Source organism: Streptococcus suis (genome assembly GCA_002831545.1).
GTDB classification, from domain to species: domain Bacteria; phylum Bacillota; class Bacilli; order Lactobacillales; family Streptococcaceae; genus Streptococcus; species Streptococcus suis_P.
Genome location: CP025095.1, coordinates 1,979,024 through 1,995,202, shown reverse-complemented (window position 1 = coordinate 1,995,202; position 16,179 = coordinate 1,979,024). Strand labels below are relative to the sequence as shown.

Here is a 16,179-nt window from a genome sequence, read left to right as displayed (position 1 = left end):
AAAAAAGAGCCGTTTGGCTCTAGTCGAAAATGTAGTTGTAAAGTTGGACGACTTTTTGAAAAGTCCAAGTGTCTAGCTGGGTGATTTTGCTAGCGTTTCGTGCTCTGAAATCAAAAGTATAGAGTTGCATTGGGTTGACCACACCGTCTACCTTGTCAGAATGGATAGGGACAGATAAGCCACGGTTTTCCAAAGCTTTTGCACCGTGAGTGATAGGGCAGACGGCAACAAATCCTGTCATCTGGCTGTACTTGTGACTGGAAACGACAAGGGCTGGTCTGCGCTTTTGGATCTCCTTTCCAAGTGATGGGTCAAAGTCAATCCAGATGATGTCTTGTTTTTGTGGTATGTAGTTATCCTTCATTGTCAAGCAAGACCACTCCTTCAAAGTCGTTGTCCATGATGAACGGTTCCATGTTATCAAATGGATTTGAGATTTTAGGTGCAAGTACGATGACATCATCAATGCCCTTGTAGACAATAAATTCTTTGCCTTCATCAACGTTCAATTCTTTTGGAATAGTGATGGCAAGCGAATTACCAACTTTACGTGTTTTAACAGTATTCATGATATGTCCTCCTGTTTGTGTATACTAAGTATATACAAAATAAAGGAGGAAGTCAAATGGAAAGAGGTAAACAATGACGGAAAAACTAGGTGTGCTACTGGTCGATGCGCCAGAGCTGATGTATTTTGACTATAATTACATAATGGGCGTAGAGGAAGATGGCGAAATTAAATTTACTGTCAATGAAACGGACATTTTAGAGGAAGTGGTAAAAGTGGCTTGGAAATGCACCCAAGAAGAAGCGCAGAAATACCCACAATTTCGATGGGTAGCGTTGGAGGACTTGTTATGATAAGAGTAGTATCGTGTTATGACTGTGATTGGAGGAATGGGTATGAAGAGTGGGAGTTCACTCCCACAGGTTGCCCTGTTTGCGATGGCGATGTAGAGCTTGAGGAGTTTGAGGAGGCGGAGGATCTATGACAATCAGAATTTTAGATGCCTGTTGCGGCAGTCGTATGTTTTGGTTTGATAAGGCCGAACTTCACACAACCTATATGGATAAACGAGAAGAAGAATTTGAAATCCACGGAAAGAAAATAAAGGTAAAGCCAGATGTGGTTGCTGATTTTCGCGATATGCCATTCGATGACGAAACCTTCAACATGGTTGTTTTTGACCCACCGCACTTACTATGGGCTGGCCAGAAATCGTTTATGCGTGCTCAATACGGTCAACTTGATTTATTAACTTGGAGACTAGACCTACAGCAAGGTTTTGAAGAGTGTTTTCGGGTGCTAAAGACTGGTGGAACACTAATCTTTAAGTGGTCCGATGCACAAGTAAATGTCAAAGAAATCTTGGAATTGGTACCGCATCAGCCACTCTTTGGTCAACAACGTGGGACTACCCACTGGATGACCTTCATGAAATTTTAGGAGGACCTATGACCACAGCAGATAAAATCAAATACATCCTACAAAAGACAGGATGGACGAGAGACCAATTTGCGACCGAGATGAGTGTGACGACTCTATCTGTCTACAAATGGCTAGACGGACGACCACCGCGACAACGCATGTTGGATAAAATAGACGAGCTGTACGAGCAAGTCAAGCCTTATGAGCATAGGGCGCTAGCTTCAAGAGGGAAAATTCGACTGGTGTACCCGTATTATAGCCATCAGCGACAGCCGTGGGAGAGGAGATAATAGATGATCAACAATGTTGTATTGGTCGGTAGATTGACGAGGGACGTAGAGCTACGTTATACACCGTCTAATCAAGCCGTTGCGACTTTTACTTTGGCGGTTAACCGCAATTTTAAAAATCAATCGACAGGAGAGCGGGAAGCTGACTTTATTAATTGTGTGATGTGGCGTCAGCAGGCCGAAAATCTGGCTAATTGGACCAAGAAAGGTCATCTGATTGCTATTACAGGACGAATCCAGACCAGAAGCTATGAAAATCAGCAAGGGCAGAGGGTCTATGTGACCGAGGTTGTCGCTGAGAGTTTTCAGGTGCTTGAAAAGCGTGACAATAGTGCTAACTATTCGAGCATGGATGAGCAGATGCCACCAGGGATGAGCGGTCAGCTGATGGATATTACAGATGACGACTTGCCGTTTTAGGAGGATATGATGAACAAACGGATAAAAAAGAAAAAGCAAAAGGCAGCATATAAAATTCCAAAACAGATCATTCGCTTGGTAAGAAGATGGACGGAATTGGACAGCGAGATAGTTTTCATGGCTGAGTTTCGAGATATTGGAAAGGGTCATTATCCGAAAAAGCTCGTGGAAAATTGTGTTCGTAAATACAAGAGAATCAATGATTTTTTAATCAATATTGAATCTGATAGTATCTTACGGAGTTGTTTTATTATTTGTCACAGTGCTTACGGAGATGAGCAATTTGACGGAGAATACTGCGATCAATCTTGTGGTTATTCTGAAGATGATTACCACGGTGTCTATTACTATCCGATAGGCGAAAATCTATATTTTGCCTACAATTACGAATGCTAGGGGAAGAAATGAATACTGAACTAATGAATGAACTAAAAGAACTGCTCGGCTTATTTCCAATGTCATATATAAATGCGAATTTGGAAGTGATACTGATTCCAAAAACAAACACGTATTTTAGTTTGGAAGGAGTACAGTCACGAAGAGACATCATTGCAAAATTATTGATGTGGTGCAGTAGGACAATTGCAAAAGGGCAACCATTTAAAAGTGAGAAACGGAATTGTCTTTTTAGAGAATTTACCAAAAATTTTCTTAATCGTTACCTAGGAACACTTTTTTCAGATGAAGATATGGCTTTGATTTATCAAAGGCTAGGCAATGGAATCAATCCAGAATTGGCTTATAGATTTATTGATAGCGGGTTTGATATGGAGGTATTAAATGAGTTTTAATGGAATTAGATTGTTACCAGACTATGGATGTAAGATTGAAATTGATGTAGTTCAGTTGCTCAAAGAAAATGAGTTCCTGAAAGATGAACTTTACAACCGTGCATACAAAGACATAGAGCGTCAAGAAATTGAAATCGAGACCCTGAAGGACAAATGCGTGGACCTCATGCTTGAAAATGCCGACTATATCTGGGACGAAATGGCTAGAGAAACAGCCAAGAAAAGGGCTAATACTAGAAAATGGAGGGTGAAGGCATGTATTTGAAGTACAAGCAAATGCAAATTGTTAAACATGCTTTGCAGCACTACATCAAAAGGGAAGGTGCTAGCGAACATGATGTAATGGTTGAACAAAATCTTTTAAAAAAGGTCACGCAAGAAATTGATGACTTTAAAGAGAATGTGATGAAAAGAACATCTTGAGGTTACGCATGAACAAAAGAATCAAGAAGAAAAAAGCTAAGCAGGAAGAGTTGAGAAGACAGAAGGAACTTGAACAGCTGATTCGATGGTTGAATGAAAATGATAGTTCTTTTGAACGGATTGCCCGAAATGTCGCTATCTTTTGTGAACAAGCGATTGATGGATTATCCAAAGCAGTCATTACATTTGCAGAGGAAGTAGGAAGGTTGGTAAATTCTATTGATTGTAGCAGAATTGGACACGAAGAAGACAATTGAGAAAGCAGAGAGAACTCTTGAAAAGTACAAAATGTGGCGAAATATTGCTAACGATTTTCAGGAACAAAAGATTACTCAGCAATACACTTTTGAGCCTAGACAAAGTGTTTCAAAACCAAATCAACAGGTAGAAAAACTGGCCCTTAATCATGTCGAGGCAGTTAATGAGCTAGAAGCCATAGAATATTCGGTTTCACATATTTTACAGCCAGAACTAAGATTGATACTGATTTTTAAATACCTCAAACCATATCCAACACCCAGGGAAGAAATCATGAAAAAAATCGGTTATGAGGAAACTCGCTATCATGAATTACTTAATTTAGCATTGATTTCATTTGCAGAGATTTACCGTAGAGGTGCGTTGTTGGTTGAAAAACGGAGTTTGGGCGGAGTTTGAGCGAAGTTTAAACGGATTAAGACCGCAGTAAATATACATTTTTCAATGCTAAAATAGTAGTATGAGACAACAGGAACTAGACAGGCATTGACCTGTCTTTTTTGATTGGAGGTGAACAAGTGCGATCTGTCGAACCTATTCGGAACGTTGATGATATCGAACGTATCAAAGATTATCTGAAAGAGAGAAACGAGCGAGATTATATCTTGTTCATGTTTGGAATTTACTCTGGCATTCGAATCAGTGACTTCCTTGGCTTGAAAGTCAAGGATGTTAGGGGTGACAGGGTGTTTGTGGTCGAGAAGAAGACCAAGAAAGCCAAGCCATTTGCCATCAATCCAAAGCTAAGAAAAGCCCTAAATCAATACATAGAAAATAAAGAACTGAAAGATTATGACTTTCTATTTCCAAGTAGAAAACGCGACAAACGTAATGGTGTTCAGTTCGCCCCAATCCAACGGAAGACAGCGTGGGAGATTGTCAAGAAAGCTGGTCAACATATCGGTCTTGAAAATCTAGGTAGTCATTCCATGAGAAAGACATTTGGATATCATTACTATATCCAGACACATGATGTGGTTACCTTGCAGAAGATATTCAACCATTCCACACCTACAATAACACTAATTTATATTGGTTATCAGCAGGACGAATTAGACGAAGCAATACTGACGTTTGACTATTGAATGTAACAAAATAAAAGCATGTTACTTTCATTTTTTGAGAATGTGGTTAAAGTATTGGTGCATCTAGCTTAGAGTAGATTATAGCGAACGTAACAGAATATAAGATATGTTACTTTCAACAGGTGTTTCAGGAGGTAAAAAATGGCTGAAACTAGACCAGACAGAAGTGGTCCGCATCGGGTAGCTTTTGAGAAAAACAAGAAGATAATTCTTAAGACAAGAAACACATGTGGAATCTGCGGAAACCTTGTCGATAAGTCATTAAGTTATCCGCATCCATTAAGTCCTGTGATTGACCATATCATTCCTGTCAATCGCAACGGGCATCCGTCAGATATTAACAATCTTCAACTTGCTCATTGGCAATGCAATCGGCAGAAGTCCGATAAACTATTTGCTGACGATAAGGTAAATGGAACGAAAGTTGTTGGCAATCGAAATTTACCACAAAGCATGAATTGGGCAAAGTACCGAGGTTGATGAGTAGGGGGGTACCACCCTCCCCACCGCCTCGGCGGCCCTTCACGCCGTCACTGTGCAATTTTTCATTCGAGAGAAAAAAAGTCAGAGGAGGAAATAATGTATAAAAAATGTAGCACTTGTGGGATAAAAAAAGAATTAACTACAGACAACTTTCCTGCTCGAAGAAACTCTAAGAGCGGATTTGATGGAAGGTGCAAGGATTGTAGAAAAGTATATGACAAGATTAGGTATGAGAAAAATCGTGAAAAATTAATTGCAAAAGGTAAGGAGTATTATCGAAAGCACATTGAGGAAAGAAGAAAATACGGTAGAGAATATTATGCTCAGAACACCGATAAGTGCAAGTCTTCTTCTAAAAAATGGGATACAGATAATCCGATCCAACGTAGGATAATCAATGAGAAATCAAGGACTAAAAAATATGGTGGAGATACCACATTGACTAAAGAGGAATGGGAATGCACACTTGATTATTTTGAACATTCCTGTGCATATTGTGGAATGACTGGGGATGAGCACTTTGATTTATTTAATGAACGGCTACACCATGAACATATCATGCCAGTAGATAATGCTGGAGCTTATAGTAAGAATAATGTTGTTCCTGCTTGTCGTCCGTGTAATTGTTCTAAAGCAGGACGTGATTTTAGTTTGTGGTACAAGAATTTTAAGTATTATAGTTCCACTCGAGAAGCTAGAATTTTAGAATACATGGAAGGCGGATGATATGGAATACAAAGGTATTGGATACCTCAGGCGAAAGCTGAACGAGGTCAAACCTCGAGTGGAGATGAGGTATAAGCAGTATGCTATGCAGCATAAAGATAGCTCGTTCGGGATTACCATTCCACCAAATATCCGTCAACAGTATCGGTCGGTCTTGGGCTGGTGTGCGAAAGGTGTGGATAGCTTAGCGGACAGATTGGTTTTCCGTGAGTTTGACAATGACCAGTTTCAAGTCAATGATATTTTTCAGCAGAATAATCCAGATGTCTTTTTCGACTCTGTGGTTCTATCGTCCTTGATAGGTTCGTGTAGTTTTGTCTATCTGTCAAAAGTCGAGGACAGGGTACGTCTGCAAGTCATTGAGTCCAGCAATGCGACAGGTATCCTAGACCCAATTACGGGGCTATTGACCGAAGGCTATGCGGTCTTACAACGGGACGACAATGGCAACCCGAAACTTGAGGCCTACTTTACGGCAGATTATACAATTTATGTTTCAGGTGGTACTTTTACGCCTGTCGCCAACCCGACAGGTCGTCCGTTACTGGTGCCAGTCATTCACAGGCCGGATGCAGTTCGCCCGTTTGGTCGTAGTCGGATAACTCGTGCAGGTATGTACTATCAATCGTATGCTAAGAGGACTTTGGAACGTGCCGATGTGACAGCTGAATTTTATTCCTTCCCGCAAAAATATGTTTTGGGCACAAGCCAAGATGCGGAACCAATGGATAAATGGAAAGCGACTGTGACAAGTCTCTTGGAATTTACTAAGGATGACGATGGTGACGCGCCGAGCATTGGACAATTTACCACGGCAAGCATGAGTCCATTTACGGAGCAGTTGCGGACTGCAGCGGCTGGTTTTGCTGGGGAAATGGGATTGACTTTGGATGACCTTGGGTTCGTGTCGGACAATCCGTCATCGGTAGAGGCAATCAAAGCAAGCCATGAAAACTTACGATTGGCAGGTCGGAAAGCTCAGCGCAGTTTGGGTAGTGGCTTGCTGAATGTCGCCTATGTGGCTGCCTGCTTGCGTGACGAATTTGCTTATCTCAGAGAACAGTTTGTCAAGACTATTCCAAAATGGGAACCACTCTTTGAAGCAGACGCAACAACGCTGACAATGCTAGGGGACGGAGCTATCAAAATCAATCAGGCTTTGCCAGGTTATATCACGGCAGAAACGATCCGTGATTTGACAGGTATTGTTGGAGATAGTGAGTCTAAACCAGTGATTCCAGAGGTAACAGCGAATGGAACGTGATATTTTACCAGACTTGCTAAAGGAAGTGCAGGACAAGTTTGAAGCATCCTATGGTAAGAGTGAGGTTGTCCGTCGTGCTTTTGAGGAGTTGAAAAAGAAGAGGGCGACCTATGCCACAGCAAATGATTTTGCTCTGGAGGTTGGGGACATTCTGGCAGACGCTCTCAGTTCGTCTGTGACGGGCGATAGGTTGCCAGACGGTAAAATGTATTACAACATAGCCAAAAGATTGCTGACGGACACGCTAGGGCGGAATTTCGAGCTTGTGAGTGGTTATGCTGGTCAAGTTCAGGAGGATTTGAATAGGTCTGCCAAGATTGGTCTACAGGTGCAGGTGCCTGAGGTCAATCAGGACAGGATTGATGGTCTTGTTAATCGTTTGTCGTCTGAGGATGAGTTTGATAAGGTGTCTTGGTTGTTGCAGGAGCCGATTGTGAACTTTACGCAGTCGATTGTGGATGATATTATCAAAGCTAATGCGGAGTTTCATGCTAAGGCTGGATTGACACCTAAAGTTGTCAGAAAAGAAAGTGGCAATTGTTGTAAATGGTGTAGGGCTGTTGTTGGGGTTTATAACTATCCAGATGTTCCAAAGGATGTTTGGCGGAGGCACAATCGGTGCAGGTGTACTGTTGATTATCACCCAGGAAACGGCAAAAAACAGAATGCACACTCAAAACGTTGGTCTGATCCTTTAAAAAATGCTAAAATAGAGGAAAGGAAAGGCATCGGACTTCTAGTTCAAGCTGGTGCAAAGAATTATGTTCGTGATGATTCAAACGACGAGCTTTTGCCGAAAGATTTTATTAAAGCCGAAAAACATGCTTATTTAACCTACGACAGGATAAAAAACAGCAATCAAGATTTGGAAAAGCGTAAAATCTATTCGAACATTGGGAAGTTCAAAGAAATGAATGGCTTTTCAAAAGACGATGTTGATAAAGCGTTTAATCATGTGTTTAATAATGTTCATGAGTTGAATTATGGGAAGGGGTTGTTTGCACCAGATATTGACATGGCTCAATCATGGGAGAGATTGATTTCTGGAAAAAATATTCAACCGCATGATTTAATTTTGCTGAAGCATGAACGCTTAGAACATGATTATATGTATGTGACTAGCAAGTTGGATTATGATACAGCTCACAAAAAAGTCGATGAGTTATTTAATTACTCCGAAGCTGTCAAAGAATTTAAAAAGAAAGGGTAAAGGTATGTATTTAAGATTTGTTTTGATAGATATTGGTGACGATGGTTTTTATCACTATGAGATTTACCCTGAAAACAAGGAGGAGCATAAGCAAACGCTCGTTTTTAACCCTGAAACGAAAGATATTCGTGTAAATACATTTGACGATGCCAACATGAAGTATTTGGGGAAGTTTTTACAAAATTTTAAAGACCAAGACGGGAACTATCGTAAAGAGTTGTCGTTTGGGTGGGGATAAGCATTTGGGAGGTTGTTATGGCAAAAGATGATTATCCAGTCATTGTCTACCAGATATTAGCTTATCTTTACAATTGTTTGAAGAAAGATATTGCGGTGGACACTACTTATCTGGTAGCTCAAGGGAAGTTGTTCACGATTAATTCGACCTATTGGCGATTTGTAATGTACAATCTTTTGACAGAGGGATACATTGATGGTATTACTTTGTCAAAGGTTTGGGGTGAGAAGTATCCGTTGGTTGAGGGGCTTGAAAACATTGGTATCACTCCAGCAGGTATTCAATATCTGACGGATAATAGCTTTATCAAAAAAGCTACGGATCTTCTTAAGGATACCAAGTCCATTATTCCATTTATCTAATCTGGCATCTGAGCAATCAGGTGCTTTTTTGTTGCAGAAATTTTTAAAACTTTTTCGCATTTTTACCATTTTTTCACTTTTTGAGAAATATAATTAAGGACATGATAGCTATCAATCGTAACCGCCCAATAACAAGGTATCTATCTAATCACTCCCTCCTCCTGTATACTGTTATAAAAAACAAAACTGGAGGATTTATTATGTCACACCCCATCGTCCCATTGACTATTCCCCTATCTCGCCGCTTTGAGAAGAAAGGCAGAAATGATATTCTGATGAAAATTCGTCTCGGAAAAGTGGAAGTCACATTCTTTCACTCTATCAACCAAAAAATATTAGAAACAATCTTGGATAAGGTACTGCACTATGACCATCCGACTCAGTGATTTAGGTCAAGTCTACTTGGTTTGCGGTAAAACGGACATGCGTCAAGGGATTGATTCTCTCGCCTACCTTGTCAAAAGTCAATTCAATCTGGATCCCTTTTCAGGTCAGGTCTATCTCTTCTGCGGAGGTCGAAAAGACCGATTCAAAGCTCTTTACTGGGACGGACAAGGATTTTGGTTATTGTATAAACGTTTTGAGAATGGAAAATTGACCTGGCCAAACAATGAAGAAGAGGTCAAGGCTCTAACTTCCGAGCAGGTGGACTGGCTCATGAAAGGATTTTCTATCAATCCAAAAATAAATCTTTCAAAAAGTCGTGATTTCTATTGAAATCATGGCTTTTCTTTGTGTATAATGAGATAAAAAGAAGGAGATTGGTTATGTCATCACTAGAAAAAATTATTGAAACACAGTCAAAAACGATAGATATGATGGCTAATGAACTTACCCTCCTTCGTGAACAGATTGAGTATCTGAGACAGAAACTCTACGGAAAATCATCAGAGAAGGTTGTGTATCAACCCGGTCAGCTGAGCTTGTTTGGGGAGGAAATTCTCCCTGAAGAAGAAGCTGACTTACCCAGTTGAAACAGAAACGATTACCTATAAACGCAAGAAAGCTAAGGGAGTTCGTCAGGCTATTTTCAGCCAATTCACTCCAGAGATAGTGCATCACGAATTGCAAGGCGAAGATTGTACCTGTCCAGACTGTCATGGTCAATTAAAGGAGATTGGTTCAACTGTTCAACGACAAGAGTTGGTCTTCATTCCTGCACAATTAAAGCGGATTGACCATGTTCAACACGCATACAAGTGTCAGGCATGTAGTCAGAAGAATCTGAGCGATAAGATTATCAAGGCTCCCATTCCTAAGGCACCTTTGGCACACAGCTTGGGTTCAGCCTCTATCATTGCCCACACCATTCACCAGAAGTTCAATCTGAAGGTGCCCAATTACCGTCAGGAAGAGGATTGGAACAAGCTCGGTCTGCCCATCAGTCGCAAGGAAATAGCCAATTGGCACATCAAGTCTAGTCAGTATTATTTCGAACCGATTTATAACCTGTTGCACGAGAAATTGTTGGAGCAGCCTATTCTCCATGCGGATGAAACCTCCTACAAGGTCTTAGAAAATGATAGCCAGTTGACCTTCTACTGGACTTTCTTGTCTGGGAAGCATGAGAAAAAGGGCATCACCCTCTATCATCATGACAAACGACGGAGTGGCTTGGTTGTGGAGGAAGTTCTTGGGGACTATGCGGGCTATGTACATTGTGACATGTGGTCAGCCTATCGGCAGTTAGACAAGGCTCAGCTGGTTGGCTGTTGGGCTCATGTCAGAAGAAAATTCTTTGAGGCGACTCCTAAGAAGACAGACAAGACTTCTTTAGGAGCCAAGGGCTTAGCCTATTGCGACCGCCTGTTTGCCTTGGAGAATGACTGGACTGACTTGTCTACTGAGGAGCGGCTGCATAAACGGCAGACAGAGTTGGCTCCCTTGATGGACGAGTTCTTTGATTGGTGTCGCAATCAGGCTGTCTTGCCAGGTTCCAAATTGGGCACTGCAATAGAGTATAGCCTCAAATACGAAACCACCTTCCGAACCGTTCTCTCGGATGGCGATTTAGTCCTGTCCAACAATATGGCTGAGAGGGCTATGAAGACCTTGGTGATGGGACGTAAAAATTGGCTGTTCTCTCAAAGCTTTGAGGGGGCCAAGTCGACAGCTATCATTTTGAGTCTTTTAGAAACTGCTAAACGACACGGTCTTGATGCAGAGAAATATATGACCTATCTTCTAGAACACTTACCTAACGAAGAGACGCTCGCAAAAAAAGAAGTTCTGGAGGCTTATTTACCATGGGCTGAAAATATTCAAGAAAAGTGCAAATAGAAAAAGGTTCCAGAGTCGACAGGACTTTGGAACCTTTTCAATATACCTTGTTATTGGGCGGTTACTATCAATCACTGTCCTTTGAAAATTGAATAATATTTTGAAGTTTTTTTCAAAAACCTCTTGACAATGTAGCTACATTTATCTATAATTAAAAATGTAGCCACATAACAAGGAGGTGAGACAATGGCTGACAATCAAAAATCCAACAAGGATACCGTCATTCGTGCTAGGGTTGATAGTAAGACCGTAGAGCAATTAGAATACATAGAAAAAAAGACCAACAGAAAAAAATCTGAGGTCATTCGTGACGGTATTCAAAAGATTTATGATGAAATCAAAAAATAAGGTATAACCCGCAATCGCCAAACCGTAGGTCATACCTTATCGCTCGAAAGAAACTCTTTCTGAAATCATTATATCAGAAACGAGCTTCTTTGTCATACCCAAAGGAGTTTTTATTATGTCAATTTACGAAGAAGTCGAACAGTATCAATCAATGAACTTTGCTGATTGTTATCAAGACGAGTATAGGGTCTCAGAATTTCACGACCTAACACTACAGGAAAAACATGATTTGTATTGTATGGCAAATCATGCAATGGAACAAGGAAAATCACTCATTGATGCTATTGCACAAGTCTTTGTTATGGGAAGAATCGCAGGTATCAGAGCAGAAAGAAGCAATTAAAACGAAAGGAAATGAATATGGAACTACAAATTATAAATCAACAGGAAGTACTGGGGAAGAACTTTACGATTTATGGGACGGCGGACGAGCCTTTGTTTTTGGCAAAAGATGTGGCGGAGTGGATTGAGCATTCCGACACTCAGAAAATGATTAACAATATTGATGAAGACGAGAAGCTGATGCGAACATTATTCGCATCAGGTCAGAACCGTCAAATGTGGTTTTTGACCGAAGATGGTCTGTATGAAGTCTTGATGCAGTCACGTAAGCCGATTGCTAAACAATTCAAGAAAAAGGTTAAGGAGATTTTGAAGACTATTCGTAAAACTGGGGGTTATACTGTCTCTCCTGAAACGGTCAATGAGGATGCACTTATCTATGTCTTGGAAACTCAGAAGAGTATGCGTCAGCGTCAAGATGTATTTGAGGCGGATTTGAACTACTTGAAGGCTGAACAGCCTATCAACCCTGATGTACGTTTGGACTTGGAAAAGACTAGAAAAAAGCGTGTGGTAGCTTGTATGGGTGGGATGGATAGCCCTGCCTATATGGACAAATCTTTAGCAAAACGTGTCTTCCAACAGGCGATGAATGATTTCAAGGAGCATTTCCGTGTTTCTCGCTATGACTTGCTACCGAAAAAGGCGATTGAGGCTGCCTATGCTTACTGGAAGAACTGGGAGCCGTCCACAAACTTGAAAATGGAAATTCAGGCTTGTAACAGCCAGATGAGTTTTGATTTTATGGAGTAGGAGGAAGTGATGACTGAAAAGCAAGCTACATTATTGGCAGATATTGTCAAGGCTAAACTTGATTTTGTCGAGGAAATGGATGACTTGATGAGCCTAAATCGTTCGGGAAAGTTGAGTAATAAGATTTTTCTATTCAATCTTAGAACGAAACGTGATTTGTTGTCTGAAAAAATTGAAGCTCTAAAAAAATCTTCTGGCCTGACGTACCTTGAACTAATAGAAATTGGTCATTAAGTCTAACGATAAGCATTCGAGAAATCGGGTGCTTTTCTTATACCTAGAAAGGAGGTCGCTATGAATAAGCGTATTAAGAAAAAGCGTGAGCAGGAGGTGCGGTTGGCGGCAGTTGCTACTCTTGCCTTGGCTACTTCAGCAAGTCTTGACGGTTTGGCTGGTATTGTGGAAGAAGTTGTTCAGCGGATGGAGCGTTTCGAGGAAGACGGTTCGAAGAATGTCCAGTCAATCAATCAGCTGTTCGAGCAACAGGGGCTTTTGATTACTGAATTGCAGGAGCAGGTTAAGCAACTGCAGAAACCTTGGTACAAGAGAAAGGGTCGGTGATCTAATTTCTCCCAGCGATAGGGTTATCATGCGATACGATTGAAAGGACGGATATATGGCAAGAAAGAAGCTTGGCAATCAAAATCCTACTCAATCGGTAATACTCAAATACGTTAAACGAAATTCTAAAGCCAAAGAAGCGATAGAACTCTATGAGCGAACAGGTCTGTCTTGCTACGCTTGGCAGGTCAATTTGCTCAATCCAATCATGGCTGTTGACAAGAATGGTCTATGGGTGCATCAAAAGTTTGGCTACTCTATCCCTCGGCGAAATGGTAAATCTGAAATTCTCTATATGCTAGAGATTTGGGGCTTGCACAACGGTCTCAATATCCTGCACACAGCCCACCGCATTTCAACATCGCACTCGTCCTTTGAGAAGGTCAAGCGTTATCTGGAAAAGATGGGTTATGTGGACGGCGAGGACTTCAACTCCATTCGGGCTAAGGGGCAGGAAAGAATCGAACTCTATGAGACAGGCGGTGTGGTCCAGTTCCGTACTCGGACAGGGACTGGCGGTCTTGGTGAGGGATTTGACCTGCTTATCATTGACGAAGCCCAGGAATACACCACGGAGCAGGAATCTGCTCTTAAGTACACTGTGACGGATTCGGACAATCCGATGACAATCATGTGTGGAACTCCTCCGACACCCGTTTCAAGCGGTACGGTATTTACCAAGTATCGTGAGACTTGTCTGTTTGGCAAGGGGAAGTATTCAGGTTGGGCTGAATGGTCTGTGGACCAAGAGAAAGAGATTGACGATGTAGCAGCATGGTACAACTCTAATCCGTCCATGGGCTATCATCTCAACGAGAGGAAGATTGAGGCTGAGCTTGGCGAAGACAAGTTAGACCATAATGTACAGCGTTTGGGTTTCTGGCCGACTTACAACCAGAAATCAGCTATATCTGAGACTGAGTGGAACGCACTCAAGATTGACGATATGCCGAAGCTGACTGGCAAGCTATTTGCTGGCATCAAGTTTGGGCAGGACGGCACCAACGTAGCCTTGTCAATCGCAGTACGAACTAAAGACGGTCAATTCTTTATTGAGACAATTGACTGTCAATCTGTGCGGAATGGTAGTGCCTGGCTGGTCGCCTTTTTGAAGCAGGCTGATGTGGCTCAAATCGTCATTGACGGAGCTAGTGGCCAGAAGATGCTGGAGGAGGAGTTGAAAGACTCTAAAATCCGCAATGTCATCTTGCCAACCGTCAAGGAAATCATCATTGCTAACTCTATGTGGGAGCAGGGTATCTACCAGCACACGATTTGTCACAATGGGCAACCGTCACTAGCCAAGGTCGTTACCAACTGCGATAAGCGGAACATTGGCTCAAATGGTGGTTTTGGCTATCGCTCACACTTTGACGATATGGATATTAGTTTAATGGACAGTGCTTTGCTGGCGCATTGGGCTTGTGCTACAACCAAGCCTAAGAAAAAGCAACAAATTAGGTATTAAGTGGACGGGGCGACCTGTCTTTTTTAATGCAAAAAATATTACCGAACGCACGGGAAATGCGGAGAAAGGAGACATTGATATGTCTGAATTTAAAGTTATCGAAACACAGGAAGAGCTAGATACGATTATCAAGGCTCGTTTGGGGCGTCTGAAAGAGCAGTATGCTGACTACGACGAACTGAAATCCCGTGTTTCAACATTGGAAGCGGAGAATGCTGGTCTCAAAGAAACGGTCGCACAATCAAATCAGACTGCAGCTGATTTTGAAAGCCAAATTGAAGGGTATAAGTCAACCATTGCAGATTATGAAACTGCGAAAACGAAGACGGCTATTGCTCTTAAATATGGCTTGCCTATTGAATTTGCTGATCGTTTGCAAGGTGAAGATGAAGCAAGCCTGACGGCAGATGCGGAACGCTTTGCAAGTCTCATGAAACCACAAGCTCCAATTCCACCACTTAAAAGTATTGAGCCAGAAGTAAAAGGTGAAGATGCTGCATGGCGTCACGTTATAAAAGATTTAAATAAAGGAGAATAATATATGTCAACATCTATGAAAGCTGGAACACTTTTTGAACCAGAATTAGTAAAAGAAATTATGTCAAAGGTTCAAGGTCATTCGACTCTTGCTAAGCTATCTACTCAAAAACCAATTCCGTTTAATGGTACTGAGCAATTTATTTTCAATCTGGATGGCAATGCACAGATTGTAGGTGAAGGGGACTTAAAGGGAGCTGGTTCAGCTACGGTCACATCAAAAGTAATCAAGCCACTTAAATTTGTTTATCAAGCTCGTTTGACTGATGAATTTAAATACGCATCAGAAGAGAAGCAGTTGGACTTCTTGAAACACTATGCCGATGGATTTGCTAAAAAGATGGCAGAGGCTTTTGACATCGCAGCTCTCCATGGCCTTGAGCCAAAATCTTTAACAGATGCATCATTTAAAGCAACGAATTCTTTTGATGGTGTAATTACAGGGAATGTTATTACCTATAGTGCAGATAAAATTGATGACAACATTGATGCAGCTGTTCAAACTATTGTTATTAACGGAAACGAAGTGACTGGCATTGCCATGTCACCAGTTGCAGGTCAGGCTATGTCTAAAATCAAGGATAAATTTGATGGTATTATGTACCCAGAATTCCGATTTGGTCAGCGACCAAATAACTTCTTCAACATGGACCTTGACATCAACAAGACGCTAACCGTGACTGGCGGTACTGCCAAGACTGACCATGCCATTGTGGGCGACTTTAAAAATAAATTTAAGTGGGGGTATGCTGAAAATATCCCGATGGAAATCATTGAGTATGGTGATCCAGATGGCTCAGGTCGTGATTTGAAAGCTTACAATGAGATTTTGCTACGTACAGAGGCGTTTATCGGTTGGGGTATCCTTGATGAAACTGCCTTTGCTCGTGTCGAACAAGCTTAGGAGGTGC

At 41.4% G+C, this 16,179-nt stretch carries 29 protein-coding genes and 1 pseudogene; 28 read left to right on the top strand and 2 right to left on the bottom strand.

Annotated features, from left to right (window positions below; genetic code table 11):
• Nucleotides 1–19: 19 nt before the first annotated feature.
• Both CWM22_09785 and CWM22_09780 read right to left on the bottom strand, forming a co-directional pair.
• Nucleotides 20–364: a type II toxin-antitoxin system PemK/MazF family toxin gene (locus CWM22_09785; protein AUC92166.1), complete on the bottom strand. Its 345-nt coding sequence runs from the start codon at nt 362–364 to the stop codon at nt 20–22.
• Entirely contained in the window at nt 354–569 is a 216-nt protein-coding gene (locus CWM22_09780) for an AbrB family transcriptional regulator (protein ID AUC92165.1), read from the bottom strand. The genes CWM22_09785 and CWM22_09780 overlap by 11 nt, the downstream gene beginning before the upstream one ends.
• 73 nt (nt 570–642) lie before the next feature.
• Here CWM22_09780 and CWM22_09775 point away from each other — a divergent pair, with 73 nt between their 5' ends.
• The 28 genes and pseudogenes from CWM22_09775 to CWM22_09640 all read left to right on the top strand — a co-directional run bounded on the left by CWM22_09775 (nt 643) and on the right by CWM22_09640 (nt 16,172).
• Nucleotides 643–861, top strand: coding sequence for a hypothetical protein (locus CWM22_09775; protein AUC92164.1), 219 nt, complete (start codon nt 643–645; stop codon nt 859–861).
• Between the two features lie 127 nt (nt 862–988).
• On the top strand, nt 989–1,447 hold the full coding sequence (locus tag CWM22_09770; GenBank protein ID AUC92163.1) for a class I SAM-dependent methyltransferase: 459 nt from the start codon (nt 989–991) through the stop codon (nt 1,445–1,447).
• A gap of 8 nt (nt 1,448–1,455) precedes the next feature.
• Nucleotides 1,456–1,719 carry an XRE family transcriptional regulator gene (locus CWM22_09765; protein AUC92162.1) on the top strand — a complete coding sequence of 88 codons (264 nt, stop codon included), beginning with the start codon at nt 1,456–1,458 and terminating at the stop codon, nt 1,717–1,719.
• Nucleotides 1,720–1,722: 3 nt separating this feature from the next.
• A complete protein-coding gene (locus tag CWM22_09760) occupies nt 1,723–2,139 on the top strand; it encodes a single-stranded DNA-binding protein (protein ID AUC92161.1) in 417 nt (138 codons plus the stop codon).
• A gap of 9 nt (nt 2,140–2,148) precedes the next feature.
• A complete protein-coding gene (locus CWM22_09755; protein ID AUC92160.1) occupies nt 2,149–2,535 on the top strand; it encodes a hypothetical protein in 387 nt (128 codons plus the stop codon).
• 8 nt (nt 2,536–2,543) lie between these two features.
• Nucleotides 2,544–2,930 (top strand): hypothetical protein, encoded by a 387-nt coding sequence (locus CWM22_09750; protein AUC92159.1) that lies wholly within the window; start codon nt 2,544–2,546, stop codon nt 2,928–2,930.
• Nucleotides 2,920–3,195 (top strand): hypothetical protein, encoded by a 276-nt coding sequence (locus CWM22_09745; GenBank protein ID AUC92158.1) that lies wholly within the window; start codon nt 2,920–2,922, stop codon nt 3,193–3,195. The genes CWM22_09750 and CWM22_09745 overlap by 11 nt, the downstream gene beginning before the upstream one ends.
• Nucleotides 3,196–3,361: 166 nt before the next feature.
• Nucleotides 3,362–3,610, top strand: a complete 249-nt coding sequence (locus CWM22_09740) for a hypothetical protein (protein ID AUC92157.1) — start codon at nt 3,362–3,364, stop codon at nt 3,608–3,610.
• Entirely contained in the window at nt 3,573–4,010 is a 438-nt protein-coding gene (locus tag CWM22_09735) for a hypothetical protein (GenBank protein ID AUC92156.1), read from the top strand. The genes CWM22_09740 and CWM22_09735 overlap by 38 nt, the downstream gene beginning before the upstream one ends.
• 119 nt (nt 4,011–4,129) lie before the next feature.
• Nucleotides 4,130–4,696 carry a site-specific integrase gene (locus CWM22_09730; GenBank protein AUC92155.1) on the top strand — a complete coding sequence of 189 codons (567 nt, stop codon included), beginning with the start codon at nt 4,130–4,132 and terminating at the stop codon, nt 4,694–4,696.
• A gap of 141 nt (nt 4,697–4,837) precedes the next feature.
• Nucleotides 4,838–5,176: an HNH endonuclease gene (locus tag CWM22_09725; GenBank protein AUC92154.1), complete on the top strand. Its 339-nt coding sequence runs from the start codon at nt 4,838–4,840 to the stop codon at nt 5,174–5,176.
• A 99-nt stretch (nt 5,177–5,275) separates the two neighbouring features.
• On the top strand, nt 5,276–5,905 hold the full coding sequence (locus CWM22_09720; GenBank protein ID AUC92153.1) for an HNH endonuclease: 630 nt from the start codon (nt 5,276–5,278) through the stop codon (nt 5,903–5,905).
• A 1-nt stretch (nt 5,906) separates the two neighbouring features.
• A complete protein-coding gene (locus tag CWM22_09715) occupies nt 5,907–7,169 on the top strand; it encodes a hypothetical protein (protein AUC92152.1) in 1,263 nt (420 codons plus the stop codon).
• A pseudogene (locus tag CWM22_09710) lies at nt 7,159–7,905 on the top strand (hypothetical protein). The gene CWM22_09715 and the pseudogene CWM22_09710 overlap by 11 nt, the downstream one beginning before the upstream one ends.
• A gap of 478 nt (nt 7,906–8,383) precedes the next feature.
• Nucleotides 8,384–8,617, top strand: coding sequence for a hypothetical protein (locus tag CWM22_09705; protein ID AUC92151.1), 234 nt, complete (start codon nt 8,384–8,386; stop codon nt 8,615–8,617).
• Nucleotides 8,618–8,634: 17 nt separating this feature from the next.
• Nucleotides 8,635–8,979, top strand: coding sequence for a hypothetical protein (locus tag CWM22_09700; GenBank protein ID AUC92150.1), 345 nt, complete (start codon nt 8,635–8,637; stop codon nt 8,977–8,979).
• Nucleotides 8,980–9,179: 200 nt separating this feature from the next.
• Nucleotides 9,180–9,365: a hypothetical protein gene (locus CWM22_09695; protein ID AUC92149.1), complete on the top strand. Its 186-nt coding sequence runs from the start codon at nt 9,180–9,182 to the stop codon at nt 9,363–9,365.
• Nucleotides 9,346–9,696 (top strand): IS66 family insertion sequence hypothetical protein, encoded by a 351-nt coding sequence (locus CWM22_09690; protein AUC92148.1) that lies wholly within the window; start codon nt 9,346–9,348, stop codon nt 9,694–9,696. Before CWM22_09695 ends, CWM22_09690 begins: the two co-directional genes overlap by 20 nt.
• A gap of 50 nt (nt 9,697–9,746) precedes the next feature.
• Nucleotides 9,747–9,953 (top strand): transposase, encoded by a 207-nt coding sequence (locus CWM22_09685; protein ID AUC92147.1) that lies wholly within the window; start codon nt 9,747–9,749, stop codon nt 9,951–9,953.
• On the top strand, nt 9,907–11,259 hold the full coding sequence (locus CWM22_09680; protein AUC92146.1) for a transposase: 1,353 nt from the start codon (nt 9,907–9,909) through the stop codon (nt 11,257–11,259). Before CWM22_09685 ends, CWM22_09680 begins: the two co-directional genes overlap by 47 nt.
• Before the next feature lie 186 nt (nt 11,260–11,445).
• Entirely contained in the window at nt 11,446–11,607 is a 162-nt protein-coding gene (locus CWM22_09675; GenBank protein ID AUC92145.1) for a CopG family transcriptional regulator, read from the top strand.
• Nucleotides 11,608–11,722: 115 nt separating this feature from the next.
• Nucleotides 11,723–11,950, top strand: coding sequence for a hypothetical protein (locus tag CWM22_09670; protein AUC92144.1), 228 nt, complete (start codon nt 11,723–11,725; stop codon nt 11,948–11,950).
• Between the two features lie 17 nt (nt 11,951–11,967).
• Nucleotides 11,968–12,702 carry a hypothetical protein gene (locus CWM22_09665; GenBank protein AUC92143.1) on the top strand — a complete coding sequence of 245 codons (735 nt, stop codon included), beginning with the start codon at nt 11,968–11,970 and terminating at the stop codon, nt 12,700–12,702.
• A gap of 9 nt (nt 12,703–12,711) precedes the next feature.
• A complete protein-coding gene (locus tag CWM22_09660) occupies nt 12,712–12,936 on the top strand; it encodes a hypothetical protein (GenBank protein AUC92142.1) in 225 nt (74 codons plus the stop codon).
• 60 nt (nt 12,937–12,996) lie between these two features.
• A complete protein-coding gene (locus tag CWM22_09655) occupies nt 12,997–13,263 on the top strand; it encodes a hypothetical protein (protein AUC92141.1) in 267 nt (88 codons plus the stop codon).
• 55 nt (nt 13,264–13,318) lie between these two features.
• Nucleotides 13,319–14,731, top strand: coding sequence for a terminase (locus CWM22_09650; GenBank protein AUC92140.1), 1,413 nt, complete (start codon nt 13,319–13,321; stop codon nt 14,729–14,731).
• A gap of 79 nt (nt 14,732–14,810) precedes the next feature.
• Nucleotides 14,811–15,269 (top strand): DUF4355 domain-containing protein, encoded by a 459-nt coding sequence (locus CWM22_09645; protein AUC92139.1) that lies wholly within the window; start codon nt 14,811–14,813, stop codon nt 15,267–15,269.
• Between the two features lie 3 nt (nt 15,270–15,272).
• Complete coding sequence (locus tag CWM22_09640) at nt 15,273–16,172, top strand: phage major capsid protein (protein ID AUC92138.1); 900 nt, start codon at nt 15,273–15,275, stop codon at nt 16,170–16,172.
• The last annotated feature ends 7 nt before the right edge of the window (nt 16,173–16,179 follow it).

What these genes read in the sequence shown, in the direction of transcription:
- CWM22_09650 (AUC92140.1), top strand. Translation starts at nt 13,319, where the DNA reads ATGGCAAGAAAGAAGCTTGGCAATCAAAATCCTACTCAATCGGTAATA.
- CWM22_09660 (AUC92142.1), top strand. Translation starts at nt 12,712, where the DNA reads ATGACTGAAAAGCAAGCTACATTATTGGCAGATATTGTCAAGGCTAAA.
- CWM22_09765 (AUC92162.1), top strand. Translation starts at nt 1,456, where the DNA reads ATGACCACAGCAGATAAAATCAAATACATCCTACAAAAGACAGGATGG.
- CWM22_09770 (AUC92163.1), top strand. Translation starts at nt 989, where the DNA reads ATGACAATCAGAATTTTAGATGCCTGTTGCGGCAGTCGTATGTTTTGG.
- CWM22_09700 (AUC92150.1), top strand. Translation starts at nt 8,635, where the DNA reads ATGGCAAAAGATGATTATCCAGTCATTGTCTACCAGATATTAGCTTAT.
- CWM22_09695 (AUC92149.1), top strand. Translation starts at nt 9,180, where the DNA reads ATGTCACACCCCATCGTCCCATTGACTATTCCCCTATCTCGCCGCTTT.
- CWM22_09780 (AUC92165.1), bottom strand. Translation starts at nt 569, where the DNA reads ATGAATACTGTTAAAACACGTAAAGTTGGTAATTCGCTTGCCATCACT.
- CWM22_09725 (AUC92154.1), top strand. Translation starts at nt 4,838, where the DNA reads ATGGCTGAAACTAGACCAGACAGAAGTGGTCCGCATCGGGTAGCTTTT.
- CWM22_09785 (AUC92166.1), bottom strand. Translation starts at nt 364, where the DNA reads ATGAAGGATAACTACATACCACAAAAACAAGACATCATCTGGATTGAC.
- CWM22_09670 (AUC92144.1), top strand. Translation starts at nt 11,723, where the DNA reads ATGTCAATTTACGAAGAAGTCGAACAGTATCAATCAATGAACTTTGCT.
- CWM22_09720 (AUC92153.1), top strand. Translation starts at nt 5,276, where the DNA reads ATGTATAAAAAATGTAGCACTTGTGGGATAAAAAAAGAATTAACTACA.
- CWM22_09745 (AUC92158.1), top strand. Translation starts at nt 2,920, where the DNA reads ATGAGTTTTAATGGAATTAGATTGTTACCAGACTATGGATGTAAGATT.
- CWM22_09640 (AUC92138.1), top strand. Translation starts at nt 15,273, where the DNA reads ATGTCAACATCTATGAAAGCTGGAACACTTTTTGAACCAGAATTAGTA.
- CWM22_09655 (AUC92141.1), top strand. Translation starts at nt 12,997, where the DNA reads ATGAATAAGCGTATTAAGAAAAAGCGTGAGCAGGAGGTGCGGTTGGCG.
- CWM22_09715 (AUC92152.1), top strand. Translation starts at nt 5,907, where the DNA reads ATGGAATACAAAGGTATTGGATACCTCAGGCGAAAGCTGAACGAGGTC.
- CWM22_09645 (AUC92139.1), top strand. Translation starts at nt 14,811, where the DNA reads ATGTCTGAATTTAAAGTTATCGAAACACAGGAAGAGCTAGATACGATT.
- CWM22_09750 (AUC92159.1), top strand. Translation starts at nt 2,544, where the DNA reads ATGAATACTGAACTAATGAATGAACTAAAAGAACTGCTCGGCTTATTT.
- CWM22_09690 (AUC92148.1), top strand. Translation starts at nt 9,346, where the DNA reads ATGACCATCCGACTCAGTGATTTAGGTCAAGTCTACTTGGTTTGCGGT.
- CWM22_09740 (AUC92157.1), top strand. Translation starts at nt 3,362, where the DNA reads ATGAACAAAAGAATCAAGAAGAAAAAAGCTAAGCAGGAAGAGTTGAGA.
- CWM22_09760 (AUC92161.1), top strand. Translation starts at nt 1,723, where the DNA reads ATGATCAACAATGTTGTATTGGTCGGTAGATTGACGAGGGACGTAGAG.
- CWM22_09685 (AUC92147.1), top strand. Translation starts at nt 9,747, where the DNA reads ATGTCATCACTAGAAAAAATTATTGAAACACAGTCAAAAACGATAGAT.
- CWM22_09775 (AUC92164.1), top strand. Translation starts at nt 643, where the DNA reads ATGACGGAAAAACTAGGTGTGCTACTGGTCGATGCGCCAGAGCTGATG.
- CWM22_09755 (AUC92160.1), top strand. Translation starts at nt 2,149, where the DNA reads ATGAACAAACGGATAAAAAAGAAAAAGCAAAAGGCAGCATATAAAATT.
- CWM22_09705 (AUC92151.1), top strand. Translation starts at nt 8,384, where the DNA reads ATGTATTTAAGATTTGTTTTGATAGATATTGGTGACGATGGTTTTTAT.
- CWM22_09675 (AUC92145.1), top strand. Translation starts at nt 11,446, where the DNA reads ATGGCTGACAATCAAAAATCCAACAAGGATACCGTCATTCGTGCTAGG.
- CWM22_09665 (AUC92143.1), top strand. Translation starts at nt 11,968, where the DNA reads ATGGAACTACAAATTATAAATCAACAGGAAGTACTGGGGAAGAACTTT.